This is a genomic window from Vibrio sp. Evd11 (assembly GCF_900382755.1).
In the GTDB taxonomy this organism is placed as follows: Bacteria; Pseudomonadota; Gammaproteobacteria; order Enterobacterales; family Vibrionaceae; genus Vibrio; species Vibrio lentus.
The window spans coordinates 25,710-42,085 of record NZ_OSDX01000028.1 but is presented as its reverse complement, the minus strand read 5'-3'; the positions used below and the strand labels follow the sequence as shown (position 1 = coordinate 42,085).

The 16,376-nt window shown below is 45.3% G+C and carries 14 protein-coding genes and 1 pseudogene; 5 read left to right on the top strand and 10 right to left on the bottom strand.

From position 1 onward, the window contains the following. Window positions 1-22: 22 nt before the first annotated feature. The 6 genes from aroK to pilM all read right to left on the bottom strand — a co-directional run bounded on the left by aroK (window position 23) and on the right by pilM (window position 5,204). Entirely contained in the window at window positions 23-541 is a 519-nt protein-coding gene (gene aroK, locus ED652_RS13400) for a shikimate kinase AroK (protein WP_009848907.1), read from the bottom strand. A 176-nt stretch (window positions 542-717) separates the two neighbouring features. Further along, complete coding sequence (locus tag ED652_RS13395; RefSeq protein WP_122055142.1) at window positions 718-2,436, bottom strand: type IV pilus secretin PilQ; 1,719 nt, start codon at window positions 2,434-2,436, stop codon at window positions 718-720. A 35-nt stretch (window positions 2,437-2,471) separates the two neighbouring features. Then, window positions 2,472-2,990: a pilus assembly protein PilP gene (locus tag ED652_RS13390; protein WP_122055141.1), complete on the bottom strand. Its 519-nt coding sequence runs from the start codon at window positions 2,988-2,990 to the stop codon at window positions 2,472-2,474. After that, window positions 2,977-3,588 carry a type 4a pilus biogenesis protein PilO gene (locus tag ED652_RS13385; RefSeq protein ID WP_122055139.1) on the bottom strand — a complete coding sequence of 204 codons (612 nt, stop codon included), beginning with the start codon at window positions 3,586-3,588 and terminating at the stop codon, window positions 2,977-2,979. The genes ED652_RS13390 and ED652_RS13385 overlap by 14 nt, the downstream gene beginning before the upstream one ends. Continuing rightward, on the bottom strand, window positions 3,581-4,195 hold the full coding sequence (locus ED652_RS13380; RefSeq protein WP_122055138.1) for a PilN domain-containing protein: 615 nt from the start codon (window positions 4,193-4,195) through the stop codon (window positions 3,581-3,583). The genes ED652_RS13385 and ED652_RS13380 overlap by 8 nt, the downstream gene beginning before the upstream one ends. Continuing rightward, complete coding sequence (pilM, locus tag ED652_RS13375) at window positions 4,179-5,204, bottom strand: type IV pilus assembly protein PilM (RefSeq protein ID WP_122055136.1); 1,026 nt, start codon at window positions 5,202-5,204, stop codon at window positions 4,179-4,181. Before pilM ends, ED652_RS13380 begins: the two co-directional genes overlap by 17 nt. A 151-nt stretch (window positions 5,205-5,355) precedes the next feature. On the opposite strand from pilM, the gene ED652_RS13370 reads away from it, so the two are divergent. After that, the gene (locus tag ED652_RS13370) at window positions 5,356-7,914 is read left to right on the top strand and encodes a penicillin-binding protein 1A (RefSeq protein WP_122055134.1); all 2,559 of its coding nucleotides are present in this window, start codon (window positions 5,356-5,358) and stop codon (window positions 7,912-7,914) included. Between the two features lie 113 nt (window positions 7,915-8,027). Here the strand turns inward: ED652_RS13370 and oxyR are convergent, their stop codons facing one another. Continuing rightward, window positions 8,028-8,921, bottom strand: a complete 894-nt coding sequence (gene oxyR, locus ED652_RS13365; protein ID WP_017108572.1) for a DNA-binding transcriptional regulator OxyR — start codon at window positions 8,919-8,921, stop codon at window positions 8,028-8,030. On the opposite strand from oxyR, the pseudogene ED652_RS23965 reads away from it, so the two are divergent. The 3 genes and pseudogenes from ED652_RS23965 (at window position 8,920) to ED652_RS13350 (ending at window position 11,661) form a co-directional block, all read left to right on the top strand. Continuing rightward, window positions 8,920-9,119, top strand: a pseudogene (locus ED652_RS23965) (hypothetical protein). The gene oxyR and the pseudogene ED652_RS23965 overlap by 2 nt on opposite strands. A gap of 22 nt (window positions 9,120-9,141) precedes the next feature. Next, window positions 9,142-9,870, top strand: coding sequence for a glutathione peroxidase (locus tag ED652_RS13355; protein ID WP_017073712.1), 729 nt, complete (start codon window positions 9,142-9,144; stop codon window positions 9,868-9,870). A 324-nt stretch (window positions 9,871-10,194) separates the two neighbouring features. Continuing rightward, window positions 10,195-11,661 carry a dihydrolipoyl dehydrogenase gene (locus ED652_RS13350; protein WP_122055132.1) on the top strand — a complete coding sequence of 489 codons (1,467 nt, stop codon included), beginning with the start codon at window positions 10,195-10,197 and terminating at the stop codon, window positions 11,659-11,661. Window positions 11,662-11,899: 238 nt separating this feature from the next. Here the strand turns inward: ED652_RS13350 and ED652_RS13345 are convergent, their stop codons facing one another. After that, a complete protein-coding gene (locus ED652_RS13345; RefSeq protein WP_004729674.1) occupies window positions 11,900-12,247 on the bottom strand; it encodes a RidA family protein in 348 nt (115 codons plus the stop codon). 87 nt (window positions 12,248-12,334) lie between these two features. Here ED652_RS13345 and ED652_RS13340 point away from each other — a divergent pair, with 87 nt between their 5' ends. After that, entirely contained in the window at window positions 12,335-12,583 is a 249-nt protein-coding gene (locus ED652_RS13340) for a DUF3624 domain-containing protein (RefSeq protein WP_122055130.1), read from the top strand. Window positions 12,584-12,837: 254 nt separating this feature from the next. On the opposite strand, the gene argH is transcribed toward ED652_RS13340, so the two are convergent. Next, entirely contained in the window at window positions 12,838-14,712 is a 1,875-nt protein-coding gene (gene argH / locus ED652_RS13335; RefSeq protein ID WP_017086009.1) for an argininosuccinate lyase, read from the bottom strand. A gap of 348 nt (window positions 14,713-15,060) precedes the next feature. Continuing rightward, window positions 15,061-16,272, bottom strand: a complete 1,212-nt coding sequence (locus tag ED652_RS13330) for an argininosuccinate synthase (RefSeq protein ID WP_009848894.1) — start codon at window positions 16,270-16,272, stop codon at window positions 15,061-15,063. Window positions 16,273-16,376 lie beyond the last annotated feature (104 nt).

Sequence of the window (16,376 nt, the reverse complement as noted above, 5' to 3'; positions counted from 1 at the left end):
GTTTGCTCTCCGAAAAATGAACTTAACGTTCTTCTAGCATTTTTACGATCTGGTTGGCTACCACTTTTGCACTTTGGTCGTCAGTACGAACTGTGTAGTCCGCCACTTCTTCGTATAGTGCGTTGCGAGATACAGCTAGATCTTCTAGCACATCACGCGGGTTGTCTGTTTGAAGTAGAGGGCGTTTCTTGTCGCGGTTAGTGCGAGCAAGTTGCTTTTCAATTGTTGTCTCTAGGTATACAACAATGCCTCGTGCAGATAGACGGTTACGGTTTTCTTTGCTCAGTACTGAACCACCGCCTGTCGCAAGAACAATACCTTGTTCTTCTGTCAGGTCGTTGATTACAGATTCTTCGCGCTTACGGAAACCATCTTCGCCCTCAACATCAAAAACCCATGCGATGTCTGCGCCAGTGCGCTCTTCGATCACAGTGTCAGAGTCTAGAAACTCCATATGAAGTTGGGAAGCTAGGTGTCTACCAATTGTACTTTTGCCGGCGCCCATTGGGCCAACAAGAAAAATATTGCGTTTCTCAGCCATGTTTTTAGCAGTAATTTACAACGTTAATTCAATGACATCGCCACAAGGTAGGTCAGTACAAGTACTGAAATTAAAAGGCCCGTGGCACCGATTCCTCACAGATAATTCGTGATAAGACCCGAAATTATCAAGGTTAGGTGCCACTAATGCAACTTTATTTTTAATCTAATTGTTCATTACTGAATCACAACTTTGGGTGTGACAAAAATAAGTAGTTCACTTTTACCCACATTTTCATAGCTGCGACGGAACAATGCACCCAAAACTGGCAGGTCTCCCAACAGCGGAACTTTATCCACAGTACTGCTCACGCTGTGCTGGAATATCCCACCAAGCACGACAGTTTCACCATTATTAACAAGCACTTGCGTACCAATACGTTGAGTATCAATCGCCACAGCTTCTCCAGTTCCGGTTTTTACCACTTGCCCTGGTCTATCTTGAGTCACACTCAAATCCAACACCAAGCGATTGTCGGGCGTTATCTGCGGCGTCACCTTGAGACTCAATACCGCTTTCTTAAATGCGACCGACGTTGCACCACTTGAAGAGGACTCTAAGTAAGGGATTTCAGTACCTTGCTCAATATAAGCCGGCTTTTTATTGGTGGTAATTAAGCGTGGGCTCGAAATGATCTCAGCTTTCGACTCTTGTTGCAGTGCTGAGAGCTCAAGATCGAGCAATGTATCAGACCCCAACTTGGCCACCTGAAATGCAATACTCGAAGCGTTCGGTGACGTTGCCCCTAAGTTTACGTTGAGATAGTCATCTATCACGCTGCTGCCGCTATCGTCGTCATATGGCGTAATCGCTGATGGGTGGTTCCCTTCAATTGAACCACCAACAGTGAAGCTTCCGTTGGTTGAGGAAACGCCCCAGCGAACGCCAAGCTCATCAAGATTACCCTCAGTGACGGTTACAATACGCGCCTCTATCTGTACTTGCTTAACAGGAATATCTAGCGATTCAATGATGCCTCGTATCACCGCAATGTTTTCTTCCAATTCACGAATGAGCAGTGAGTTGGTTCTCTCATCAATAGTAATCGAACCACGCTCGGACAACATGCTGACTGCGCCTTCACCGCCAATCATGTCAGCAATGTCGGTGGCTTTTGCAAAGTTAATCTTGATGATTTCCGATTTAAGCTCCCCTAACTCCTCTTCTAAACGCGATTTCTCGAGCGCTTGCTGCTCTCGAAGATCGAGTTCCGCTTTCGGCGCAACCAAGATGACATTGCCATCAACACGCTTATCCAAACCTTTAACTTGCAAGATAATGTCGAGAACTTGCTGCCAAGGTACGCCATCTAAGCGTAACGTCAGGTTTCCGGCTACCGAATCAGACACGACGAGATTGAAGTCGTTGTAGTCGGCAATCAACTGTAGGACATTTCGTACTGGGATGTCTTGGAAGTTAATCGATATCAGCTTACCCTCTTTCTCTAGAACGCTTTTTTCTTTGGTCGCTTCATCGATAACGGGTTTGCTGATCACCACCTCAATAAAGCGCCCCTTTAAGTTGTATTCATACTGATAGTCATTGCTAATCGTCGCGAGAAGCCGAGTGCTGGGTGTCTCTTTATAGACTTCAATCCCTTCAACCAAGGTAGCGAAATCCTTCACATCCAGTAGGTAGAGCTTGTCATCATCAACCTCAGTATTGATTAACTCGATACTTAACCCTTCCTGAGCACGCTGCACATCGACCACCGCAGTGGTGGTGGCTAGCTCAATAATAATGACGGCGTCTTTATCCTTATTAACCCTAAAATCAATATTCTCTAATTTATTTGGTAGGCTCTCTGCATAACTGAATACGCTAAAAACCAACATCACAGACACAGCAAAACCTTGTAGAGCCTTGCTCACTAATCTACTTATTCCTTTAATCATATTTACATCTCATATCCACATCATGTGACATTGGTTTACTTCAGAGCCAGCCTAACGTTGCGCTTGTGCCAACAACCTAAGCCATCTGGAAGAGTTTCATTAATCTGAACGTACTGGCTCGTCACCTTAGTAACTCGGCCATTGTTTAGGCCGATAAACTGGCCTTTCTTGACGTTTACCACGTTGCCTTTGGGTGTTTGCACTAAGCCGAACACGCTTGATCCACTGCCCATCACGCCTCTTAAACGAAGCTTACTCAGCGGGTACTTCTCTAACTTGCCATTACGAGAACGGGCGCTGGGTTGCCAGCAGTCTGTCTTAACCAAGGGTTGGTTTTGCACGATGGCTTCTTTAGGCAGTTCAAAGGGAGGACGAAAAGTGCGGCGCTGATAAGTCGCCGCCGTAAATTCAGTTGCTGGGACAAGTTGCTCGACGTCTTTTCTCGCCTTGGCTTCAACCTGCGTCACAAAGTCTTGTAGTGAGTCTTGATTCGCTTTGCAGCCAGATAGCGCAAGCAGCAACACGAGTGAGTAAAACGCGCTATTGGGTTTCATCATTGACCTCCGATTTAAACTGGTAGGTATAAGCTCGAACCCTAAAGTGCAGCGTGCTGCTTTCTTGGCTGACTCGCTGCCAATTCACATCATCAAAACTAATGATGCGCGGCAGTTTGGCGATAGCAGCCGAGAAGTCGCCGATCTCGTGATAGTCACCCGTCAGCTCGATATTGAGCGGTAAACGATAGAGAAACTCCTTATTCTGCTTTTGTCCCCAATCGATTCGAGTAAAGGTCAGCGAATTATCCAAGCCGAGTTCATTCACAGACGCCAACATACTGGCCAGCTCTTTTTGAACGGGCAGTTGCTCTAACAGATAATCGTAACGGCTAGTCAGCTCATCCAACTGGCTCTGAAGCTTCGGTAGAGCTGCGACCTTATTGGCTTTAATCCTTAAAGTGGCTTTCAAGGTCTGCTCTTGCTGCTTCAATTGTTGCAGTTCATCATCCATTGGCATGATGTAGAACCAAACGCCAACGCCCTGAATCAAGATCATCAGCAATAGAACCACCGCCAGTTGAGGCAGTAGCGGCCATTCAGTGATCTCATCGACATCAAGGTCTTGCAAACTGACCATATTTTGAAAACTAGCCATGGTTTGCCCTCTTCTCTTTTATCTTCGCGGTTGTGCTCTCTGCGGTTGTGTTGTCTAAAGAAACAGAGCTAAACACAAAAGAGACCTTGAAAGTCTGGAACTCCTTATTGAAGCGCTTGCGGTTATGAACAATAGAATGCATCTCGACACTTTCAAGTGACTTAGAGCGCTCCAAGTTATCCAACATAGTCGCAAGGCGAGCGGTACTGTCGCTGATGCCCGACATTTCAATCTCTTGACCATTCATCTTTATCTTGTCGACATAGACGCCCTCAGGAATCAGCTCTGGCATCAAGTTCATAAAGTCAGTGGTCTTATTGCGACCAAGCTGTAAGGACTCCACAACGTCGAGCCGAGTCAGGATCGCTTTATGTTCTTGCTCCGCGACTTTCAGTGATTGGATTTGTCGGTCGAGTTGGGCAATGTATTGCTTTAGGTAAGTAAGACGCGCTTGCTGCTTGTCTTGCTGAGCATGGAAATAGTTGCCCACCGCCCATTGCCCTGCAAGCGCGATGATGACGCCAAGGATTACTAGGTGGATAAAACGCTTCTTGTGCTGAGCGCGAATCTCATCACGCCAAGGCAACAGGTTAATTTGATGCAACATGCTTTCCTCCCTGCCATTTAAGCCCGCTCATCGCCATACCAGCCGCAATTCCAAAATGTTGCCAGTCCATCGGCAGTCGGTATCTCTTGGCGACCTTATTCTCAAAAAGAGATAAAGGGTTTAGCGACTCACAGCTCAGCTGAAAGTGACGCTCTAGCTCTTCAGTGACCATCGGGATGCTCGCTCCCTCACCCATCAGCCAGATCCCTGAGATCGGTTGAAGCGCATTGACCGAGGAATAGAGCTGCAACTGACGCTTAAGCTTTTCAATCAAGTTAACAATGAACTTATGTGTCTCCTCTTCGGTGCCGAATACGCTCTCGATATCATCAAGGGTGTCAGTGCTACGGAGATCTTGGGTACCAAAAGCAATATCTTTATAAAACGGGGCTGAACCTTGTGGAATAATGCCTAACGATGTTTGGTCGACACCCACATCCACCAGCAACCAATTACCCTTTTCTGGATACATGCGCGAAGCCAACTGCCAGATATTGAGTAACCCATGCGCCTGCGTATCCACCACTACAGGTTTAAAACCAGCCTTGGTTAAAGCATCCGCTCGACTCTCTACTACTTCTTTACGAGTGGCGTACACCTGATAACTGCTTGTCGATCCTTTACCAAATCGTTTGTCTTCCAGCTTTACAAAATCTAAACTCAGCTCCTCGATAGGAAAGGGAGACTGGTGAGCAAAGGTTTGATAGATAGAAAACTCTTTTTCTCTGTCTTCTAACTCACTCTCTATTTGCAGTACTTTACTGATTACTGTGTTATCAGGTACCGAGATGGCGACGTTACGACAGCCAAAAGGCAGTTCTTTCCTAAGTTCTTTAAGTTTCTTAACAGTTTTCTGATACTCCAGAGTATGGTTAGCTGTAAAAATGTCGTCCGAAATCGGCAGCTCTTTGTATCCCACTAGGGCATACAACTCCCCCACGGGTTTTAGTACCACGGCTTTGATGCTGTGATGATTTATATCTATACCTGTAATTAATGATGAACCCATGTGACCTAGCTCCTGAAGTGCCAAGCATTTCGTTGATTATCTAGGGGTTGTGATTATTAGTTAAATAAGCGTTAATAAACGAAAGCTAAGTTTTTAGCCTAGAGTACAAGGGTTTGCTGCTTATCAGCCTTAACTAATCAGGGATTATCCGGTGAAGTTCATAAAGCGATTATTCATATTTACATTGATTTGCATGATTCTTGGAGTCAGTACAATTTTCGGGTTTTATTATTACGTAAAACCAGAGTTACCTGATGTTGCCACTTTGCGTGACGTAGAACTCCAAACGCCAATGCAAGTCTTCAGTCAAGACGGTAAGTTGATCTCTCAATTTGGTGAAAAACGTCGCAACCCAGTGACTTATGACGAGATACCTCGCCACCTTGTTGAAGCCCTGATTGCTACCGAAGACAGTCGTTTCTACGAGCACCCAGGTATTGACCCAATTGGTATTACTCGTGCTGCGATCGTGGTTGCGATGTCAGGATCCGCAAAACAAGGTGCGAGTACCATTACTCAGCAGCTTGCGCGTAACTTCTTCTTATCTAATGAGAAAAAGGTCATGCGTAAGATCAAAGAGATCTTCATTGCGATCCACATTGAGCAATTGCTTAGCAAAGAAGAGATCATGGAGCTGTACGTCAATAAGATCTTCCTAGGCCACCGTTCATATGGCTTTGGCGCTGCTGCACGCGTTTACTTTGGTAAAGACCTCCCTGAACTGACTCTTAGTGAAATCGCTACGCTTGCTGGTATGCCAAAAGCACCATCAACCATGAACCCTATCTACTCTCTTGAGCGCGCGACAAACCGTCGTAACGTTGTCTTACGCCGTATGTTAGACGAGCAATACATCACTCAAGAAGAATACGACCAAGCTCGCAATGAAACTCTGGTATCAAAATACCACGGTGCAGAGATTGAACTCAGCGCACCATATGTTGCTGAAGTCGCACGTGCTTGGATGGTAGAACGCTACGGCGAAGCTGCTTATACATCAGGCATGAAGGTCTACACGACCGTCGATTCAAAACTACAAAAAGCCGCTAACCAAGCCGCGATTAAAAACTTACTTGGCTACGATGAACGTCACGGCTACCGTGGAGCTGAAAAAGTATTGTGGCAAACTGAGCAATCAGCTTGGGATCATGAACAAATCGTTAAGCACCTTAAGTCTCAACCAACCTATGGTGACCTTGTCCCTGCCGTTGTGACGGACGTTGATGCAAAAAGCGCACAGATTTGGGTTAAGAACCAAGGCAAGGGCTCTATCGAATGGCAAGGCATGAACTGGGCACGTAAGTTCTTGACGGATAATCGTCAAGGCCCTGCCCCATCTCAAGCAAAAGAGATTCTTGCGGTTGGTGAACAGATCTGGGTTCGCCATGAAGCAATAACAGGAGACGAAGTCTCTGAAGAGCCAACAGAAGAAGCAACGACGGAAACTGAAACACCGGTTGTATGGCGACTAAGCCAAGTACCAAATGCGAACACCGCTTTTGTTGCAATGAACCCGAACAACGGCGCGGTATTGTCGATGGTGGGTGGCTTTAACTTTGTTCACAACAAATTCAACCGTGCGACGCAATCTATTCGCCAGGTGGGTTCTGGTATCAAACCATTTATCTACTCAGCGGCGATTGATAAAGGCCTAACGTTGGCATCACTGATCAACGATGCGCCTATCAACCAATGGGATAAGAGCCAAGGTACAGCATGGCGACCAAAGAACTCACCACCGACTTACGTGGGTCCAACTCGTTTGCGTATTGGCTTGGCTCAATCTAAAAACGTAATGGCAGTACGTGTATTGCGTCAAGTAGGCCTAGATAATACTCGTAACTACCTAACTCGATTTGGTTTTGATATTGACGAAGTACCGCGCTCTGAAACCATTGCTCTAGGTGCGGGTAGCTTAACGCCAATGAAAGTAGCACAAGGTTACTCAGTATTCGCTAATGGCGGCTACTACGTTGAACCTTTCTACATCAGCCGTATTGAAACACCCTATGGTGAGACTGAATTTGAAGCGACACCGAAAGTGGTATGTAAAGACGATTGCCAACAGCCAATGACTGCAGACCCAATGGCGGATGAATTTGCAGAGCAAGACGTTGATGCCAAAGTACAATACGCACCTCAAGTTATCTCTGAGCAGAACGCATTCCTTGTTCGTGAAATGATGTACAGTAACATCTGGGGTGGCGGTGATTGGAGCGCAGGTACTGGTTGGAACGGTACAGGTTGGCGTGCACAACCGTTGAAGCGTCGTGACATTGGCGGCAAAACCGGTACCACCAACGATTCGAAAGATACTTGGTACAGCGGTTACGGCCCAGGCATGGTTGCAACGGTATGGGTTGGTTTTGATAACCACAACCGCAACCTAGGCAGAACCAAAGCGAACTCTAATCTTGGCAAGAGCCAGATTACTGGTGCAGAAGCTGGCGCGAAAACAGCAGAACCTGCATGGGTTGATTTCATGGGCACAGCGTTAGCGGGTGTTCCTGCGCAGCGTAAAGAGATTCCGGAGAACATCGTTCGTGTTCGTATCGACCGTGAAACTGGCTTACTGACCAACAAGTTCGACAGCTCATCGATGTTCGAGTATTTCGAGAAAGGCACTGAGCCAACCGAGTACATTACTGAACGTTTCAACGATGACATCTACTCAACCTCATCAGGTGAAGCAGTAGAAGAGCTGTTCTAACTAGGGTTTGTAGAACCTAGTAACATGAACCAACAAAAAAGGGTTGATATGAATTCATATCAACCCTTTTTTTATATCTATAATCTTATCTATCTACGATTTAAATTAAATGGCTAAACAGCTTTATCTAATTGAGTTCGGATAGCCTCAGCCAATTGCTCAAAGCGCCCCTTTAGCGGAGAACCCGGTCGGTAAGCAACAACAATACGACGTGAAGGCGTTGGGTTAACCGCAGGCACATAACACACACCATCTTTCTGCTTTTCTTTGGGTACCGATAGCTGAGGTAACAAAGTAATACCCGCTCCAGCCGCTACCATATTACGCAGCGTTTCTAAGCTGGTCGCTTTAAAACGTTCATCATCTTTTGCTCCCGCAGCAAAACAGAAGCCCAAGGCTTGGTCTCGTAAGCAGTGACCATCTCCTAGTGCAAGTACGGTTTGTCCATTTAACTGCAACATATCGACAGTGTCTTGCTGAGCCCACTCATGACCACACGGTACAGCAACACTTAATGGCTCGTCATAGACATCAATCTCTTTGAACGCCGCCGTTTCATCAACCGCAGCCAGCACCAAGCAATCAAGCTTGCCATCTTCTAGTTGGCTCACTAACTGATGGGTCTGCGCTTCGTGCAGGTAAAGCTCAAGATCTGGGAAACTCTCTTTTAGATGAGGAATAATCTTTGGCAAAATGTACGGGCCAACGGTAGGGATAAAACCAATGTGCATTGGCCCCGTCATCGCTTCACCGTGTCCGCTCGCCATATCTTTAAACGTCTTTACCTCGTTGAGAATGCGCTTGGCTTGTTCAACAAGTTGTAAACCTGATTCTGTAAATATTACCTTCCTTGGGCTACGCTCGGTTAACTGAAGTCCAATTTCATCTTCCAGTTTGCGTATTTGACCGCTCAATGTCGGCTGACTTACAAAGCACGCTTCTGCTGCTTTTCGAAAATGTTTGTGCTCAGCGAGCGCCACCAAGTATTCAAAGTCACGAATGTTCATGCTCAGTCTCTTACCTCAGGTTTAATAAGAACAAGGGTTTTAATAGAAACATTTAAAAGAAAAATGCTCTTGATAGAATTTACCTATCAAAACCATAACATCAAACGATTAGAGCTATCAAAGGATTTATCTAATAATGGGCTCAACGAAACGAAACAGAGCAAAGAAAAACGTTATGCTCTGATAGAAAAAAATTAAAATACTATTTAAGGAAATCAATATGTTTGCATCTAAAGAAGGTCAATCAATCCCTCAAGTAACATTCCCAACTCGCCAAGGTGATGCATGGGTTAACGTAACGACGGAAGAGCTATTCAAAGACAAGACAGTTATCGTATTCAGCCTACCAGGTGCGTTTACACCAACATGTTCTTCAAGCCACCTACCTCGTTACAACGAACTGCACTCAGTGTTCAAAGAAAACGGCGTTGATGACATCCTTTGTGTTTCTGTAAACGACACGTTCGTAATGAACGCGTGGAAAGCAGACCAAGAAGCTGAAAAAATCACATTCATCCCAGATGGCAACGGTGATTTCACAGACGGCATGGGTATGCTAGTTGAGAAAAACGACATCGGCTTTGGCAAACGTTCATGGCGCTACAGCATGCTGGTTAAAAACGGCGTGGTAGAAAAAATGTTCATCGAAGAAGACGTACCAGGCGACCCGTTCAAGGTTTCTGATGCTGATACTATGCTTAACTACCTTGCTCCTGAGCACAAAGAGCAAGAGTCAATCACAGTATTCACTAAGCCAGGCTGTCCTTTCTGTATGAAAGCGAAACAAAACCTAATCGACAAAGGTCTAAACTACGAAGAAGTGGTTCTAGGTAAAGACGCAACAACAGTAAGCCTACGTGCAATCTCTGGTCGCACAACCGTTCCTCAAGTATTCATCGGTGGCAAACACATCGGTGGTAGCGAAGAATTAGAAGCTTTCCTAGGTTAATCACTTAGTCGCTAATAAACGCCTAGCAATTAAATAACCTAAGTAATACCAGCTAACCCACCCTCTTGTGGGTTAGCGATTCCAAACCACTCTTATCTGAGCTTTGGAAAAAGAGACAGCTTCTGACTCGCTAACTTTTAACTAACCTATAGTTAATTAAAAGAAGAGTTAGCAACAAGAAGCAGTTAGTAACAAAAAGCTAAATCACAAGCGAAACCTAATAAAACAGAATCACAAAACAGACCCGCAATCCTGACTCTTAAAAAATCACCAGAGTTGGAGGGGTTCGTTCACACTAAATTTAGCCATTGCGAGAAAATTATTATGAAACAAGTCAATGTAGATGTAGCAGTTATCGGGGGCGGTACGGCAGGTCTAGGTTCTTACCGCGCTGCAAAAGCACACACTGACAGTGTCGTGATGATTGAAGGCGGCCCTTACGGTACAACCTGTGCTCGTGTTGGTTGTATGCCATCTAAACTGCTTATTGCAGCTGCAGAAAGCGTACATCACATCGAGAAAGCTCCGGCTTTTGGCGTTCACCCACAAGGTGATATCGTGATTAACGGCCGTGAAGTGATGGACCGAGTGAAGTTTGAACGTGACCGTTTTGTTGGTTTTGTTTTAGAAGGCGTTGATGAAATCCCAGAGCAAGACAAGGTCTCTGGCTACGCAAAGTTTTTAGACGACAACACGCTACAAATCGATGACCACACGGTTGTGACCGCTAAGCGTATTGTTATCGCAACAGGTTCTCGCCCTGCATACCCTGCAGTTTGGAATGAACTTGGCGATCGCCTAATCATCAATGATGACGTATTCAGCTGGGATGACTTACCAGAATCAGTTGCGGTATTTGGCCCGGGTGTTATTGGCCTAGAGCTTGGTCAGTCACTACACCGCTTGGGTGTGAAAACAAAACTGTTCGGTTTAGGTGGTCAAGTTGGCCCAGTAACCGACCCAGAGATCATGGCTTACGCAGACAAAGCCTTCAATGAAGAGTTCTACCTAGATGCCGACGTAAAAATCGAAAGCATGAAGCGTATTACCACTGAATCAGGTGAGGCGCGCGTCGAAATCCAGTTTATCAATAAAGAAGGTGAACTAGAAACTAACGTCGTGGAATATGTACTTGCAGCAACAGGTCGTCGTCCAAATACCGACAAGCTTGGCCTAGAGAATACCTCTCTTGAGCTTGATGAGCGTGGTGTTCCAATTGCCGATCACTACACGCTACAAACATCACTGCCATCAGTATTTATTGCCGGTGATGCAAGCAACCAACTGCCTCTACTGCATGAAGCAGCAGACCAAGCACGTATTGCGGGTGATAATGCAGGTCGCTTCCCTGAGATTCGCGCAGGCTTACGCCGCTCTAAAATCTCTGCGGTATTCTCTGACCCACAAATCGCAATGGTGGGTGAAACATACAAAGAGATCATAACTCGCTTAGGCACATGTGGTTGTTTCGCAACGGGTGAAGTGTCTTTCGAGAACCAAGGTCGCTCACGAGTGATGCTACGCAACAAAGGTATTCTGCACGTGTACGGCGAGCAAGGTACAGGTCGCTTCCTTGGTGCTGAGATGATGGGACCAAACGCAGAACACTTGGCTCACTTGCTCGCATGGGCACACCAAAACAAGATGACGGTTTCTGAAATGCTAGACATGCCGTTCTACCACCCAGTAATTGAGGAGGGTGTAAGAACTGCCCTACGTGACCTGAATGCGAAACTGCACCTAGGTCCAGAGATGGTGAAACACTGCCTAGATTGCGGCCCTGGTTGTTAATCTCGGTGGATTGAGACAAAATACATAGATTAGATACTAAAAAGGAAAGCCATTGGCTTTCCTTTTTGTTTATGGCAACGAGCAAATAACAGATTCTCGATAACGCTCCTTCGTCGCTACCGGGAATGACGATAATTTATTTATTCAACTAAACCAAAACTTAACCGTCATTCCAGAACCGAGGAACGAGGTATCTGGAATCTCTTAATGCCATTGCTTGTATCTAAAGACTTAGCTATTACTTCTCAGCAGCAATCACAGAGATCTCAACCAGTAGCGCTTCACGAGCCATGTCGCCAGTCACACATGCGCGAGCTGGAGCGTGACCTTCAGGTACCCATGCATCCCATACTGCGTTCATTTCTTGGAAGTCTTTCATGTCTTTCAAGTAAATCGTTGCTGACAGCATGTGCTCTTTGTCGCTGCCTGCTTGTTCAAGTAGTGCTTCTACTTTATCTAGCATTGTCTGTGTCTGTTCTGTGATGTCTTTGGTTGCATCAGCACACACTTGGCCACATAGGTAGATAGTACCGTTGTGTTTAACAATACGGCTCATGCGTTGCTTCGTTTCTTGGCGCTCAATCATCGATCTTCTCTCTCTATGTCACCGTGATCCAATATCTTGTGACGTGGTATTATCAAGGCAACAAGCATAACGCGAATTAAGCCTAAGATGACATGTGTTCATTGCAATAAAAATGAAAAAATCTTCAACAAACTCGGTCGCTGCCAACGTTGCATGAACCAGCTAATGGTGTTGTCGCTAGTAAGTTGGGGAGCATGGTGGTTATTTTTCAGAGAAGACCCGAAAACCATTAATGCCATCTCCTTGGTGATGGCCGCGTTGGCATTCAGTAGTTTGCTGTCACTACATTGGATAATGAAATTTGTGGTGCTGCCTTTAAGGAAGAAGAAGCGTTAGTAGAAAGGCTTTATTCGATAAACGATAATGGCTAGATGTTCGATTCAATGACCCAATAGTGCTTCGATTTAACGACCCATCCTCATTTCCCAAACAGCAGATAGAAAAAAGCCCCAGAACCAATCGATTCTAGGGCTTTCTTAGAAAATTCTAAGAAAAAGCAGTGGTACTTTAATAGACCGGACTTTTCTTAGTTTGTTCCCAAAAAAGATCAGATTTTTGATCTTTTTTTTAGGGGCTATAAAATCAATGCCTTATGCAACATTCACCTTAGCTATAATCTGCTCTACCAAATTCACTTCCAACGCCACTTCATCACATGCATGTTGACGAGGACACTGGTCGCAATCTTTCAGTACCTTCTCAGGTAGCAAAGATTTCGATGTTGGTAAGAAGTCATGCTTCATGAAGAACTCAGGAGTACGAGTCAGCACAAACACCTTCTTAATGGCCATTTGTCGTGCTTTCTCAACCAAGTGCTGCACAATCGCGGTACCCTGCCCTTGACCTTGCCAGCCAGCTTCAACACCTAACGAACGGATTTCCGCTAAACCAGAGTCATACACATAGAGTGATGCACAACCCGTCACCTCGCCATGATGCTCAGCGACCGCAAACGAGCCAATATCACGCACCAACTCATTACGAGAACGCGGTAGGTTTTCACCTAGGTTAGCCCAGTAGGCCACCATGCCTTCCAATGATTCGATATCGGTCAAACGAGCCGGACGAACTTTAACAATGGAAGTATCACGCTGTGATAAACGCTTCTCAGCTTGGTCAACCGCGTAAGCGACTTGCTTCGGTGATACGCCACCCAGCGCGCTACGTTTCTCAAGACACGATTCAATGGTCAAGATGTCATACACATCATCTTCAATCACCTCAGAGAACTCTTTCATCTCTGCGATGGTTAATTCTTCTAATGCACAGCCTTTAGCAATCGCAGCAACTACCGTCACACCGACAATATGGTGAGCTTCACGGAAAGGAATGCCTTTCGCTACTAGGTAATCAGCCAATTCTGTTGAGTTTGCATAACCTTGCTTCGCCGCTTCAAGTGTACGTTCGCCGTTCACTTTAATGCCATCAAAACAAAGAGCAGCCATTTCCATACAATCATTCCAAGTGTCTAAAGCGTCAAACAGACCTTCTTTATCTTCTTGCATATCTTTGTTGTAAGCCAAAGGCAGTGCTTTCACTGTCATCATCATTGCGGCTAATGAACCGTATACACGGCCAGTTTTACCACGGATAAGTTCTAGCGCATCCGGGTTTTTCTTTTGTGGCATCAGAGACGAACCTGACGTCACGGTGTCTGCTAACTCGATGAAGTTTGATTCACCTGAGTTGTAGAAAATCATATCTTCTGCAAGACGTGAAAGGTGAAGCATTGAGATAGATGCAATCGACATCAGCTCCATCACATGGTCACGGTCAGAAACTGAATCTAGAGAGTTACGCGTTGCACGACGGAAACCTAAGTTGTGAGCTAACTCTTCACGGTCCATCGGGTAAGCGGTTCCTGCAAGGGCACCAGAACCCAGCGGACATGTATCTAGACGCTTAATCGCATCATTCAAACGAGAATAATCACGCTCAAGCATTTCAACGTAAGCCAAGCACCAGTGAGCAAAAGTTACCGGCTGAGCACGTTGAAGGTGAGTATAACCAGGAAGTACGGTTTCTTGATGCTGAGAAGCAACGTTCACCATTTGGCTTTGCAGGCGATCAAGCGCTAGCAACAGTTGATTACCTTGCTGACGGCACCAAAGCTTAAGGTCAGTCGCTACTTGGTCATTACGAGAACGGCCAGTGTGAAGTTTTTTGCCCAAATCACCGACTTTACCGATAAGTTGTTGCTCAACCCAGCTGTGAATATCTTCCGCATCAGAACGTAAGATCTGTTCAGGATCTTCCATCACTTCGAGTTTTAGCTCGTTCAGTGCAAGCTCTAGTCTTTGCTGCTCTTCTTCTGTTAGAACATTGACCGACTGTAGAGCCTTTGACCAGGCAATAGAGCCCACAATGTCTTGCTCAGCCAATCGGTAATCAAAACGAAGAGAATCGTTAAAATCTTTGAACCGCGTGTCTGCTGCTTGGGTAAATCTACCGCCCCATAATGCCATTGTGTATCTCCTAATTGCACAGTGCTCACTGTTTTTTGCAAATGATAATTCTGATTAAGATTCAGTATTTTTCTGATGGTTTAAACTTACGGCAATTCAAAATGAAAATAAAGTATTAATTCATTATTTTCACATATTTATTCACCAGAAGATCATTCCATTGATTATTTTCAGCGTGGAGCGCGAATTATATGTCATTCAATGGTAAAAGCTGAAGCTGATTTATTAAGCGAATAGAAAACAAAAAGCCCATTCACTGTTTAGTAGTAAATGGGCTTTGCATAATAATGTCGGTTTACTGGCCTTTAACCTTACGCTAAAGGCTAGCTCGCTAACTCATTGTTAGGATTACTTTTGGCTATTCAAAGCACGGATACGGCTTGATAGCGAGTAAAGACGGATGAAGCCTTCAGCGTGGCTTTGGTCGTAAACTTCATCTTCACCAAAGGTTGCAAACTCTTCTGAGTACAGGCTGTTGTCAGAACGCTTCTGAGTCACCGTTGCGTGGCCTTTGTAAAGTTTGATAACCACTTCACCATTCACGTCTTGTGCTAGCTCATCTGTTGCTGCAAGAATTGACTTACATAGCGGAGTGAACCAACGACCGTCGTATACAAGGTGAGAAGCCTTAACACCCAGTTCTTCACGGAATTCGAACGCCGCTTTATCCAGAACCAGTTGCTCTACTGCACGCAGTGCTTCCATCATGATCGTGCCACCCGGAGTTTCGTAACAACCACGAGACTTCATGCCAACAAGACGGTTTTCTACGATATCGATACGACCAACACCATGCTTCGCACCCTTCTCATTTAGGTAAACCAGCGCGTTGTATGGCGTCATTGTTTCGCCATCAACCGCTACCACTTCACCTTTTTCAACTTTAAGCGTCACTGTTTCAGATTCGTTTGGCGCTTGCTCTGGGTCTACAGTCCAAGCCCAGCAATCTTCATCCGGTGCGTTCCATGTATTTTCTAGAACGCCACCTTCTGTAGAGATGTGCCATGCGTTTGCATCACGCGAGTAAATCTTAGTAAGAGAAGCGGTACAAGGGATGTTACGCTCAGCTAGGTAATCTAGACACTCTTCACGGCTCACTAGATCCCATTCACGCCAAGGTGCAATTACGTGTAGGTCTGGTGCTAGTGCAGCAAATGCACCTTCAAAACGAACTTGGTCATTACCCTTACCTGTACAACCGTGACATAGTGCATCTGCACCTACTTTACGTGCAACTTCAACCTGTGCTTTCGCAATGATTGGACGCGCCATTGAAGTACCTAGCAAGTATTTACCTTCGTAGTAAGCACCTGTTTTAAGCGTTGGGTAAATATAATCTGCCACCATCTCTTCTTTAAGGTCAGCGATGTAACACTCAGACGCACCAGAAGCTTTTGCTTTCTCCTCAATACCAATCAGCTCTTCATCGCCTTGGCCTACATCAGCAACAAATGCGATAACTTCACAGTCATAGTTCTCTTTTAACCATGGAATGATTACTGATGTGTCTAGACCGCCAGAGTAGGCTACTACAACTTTCTTTACGTTAACTTTGCTCATTTTCTTTCTCCTAATTTCCATACTGCACATGGCGGTCAGCGTTGGAAATGACTTTAATAATTATATGTTTAATCTGTTTATCTAAATTCTTTAGTAGTCACTCG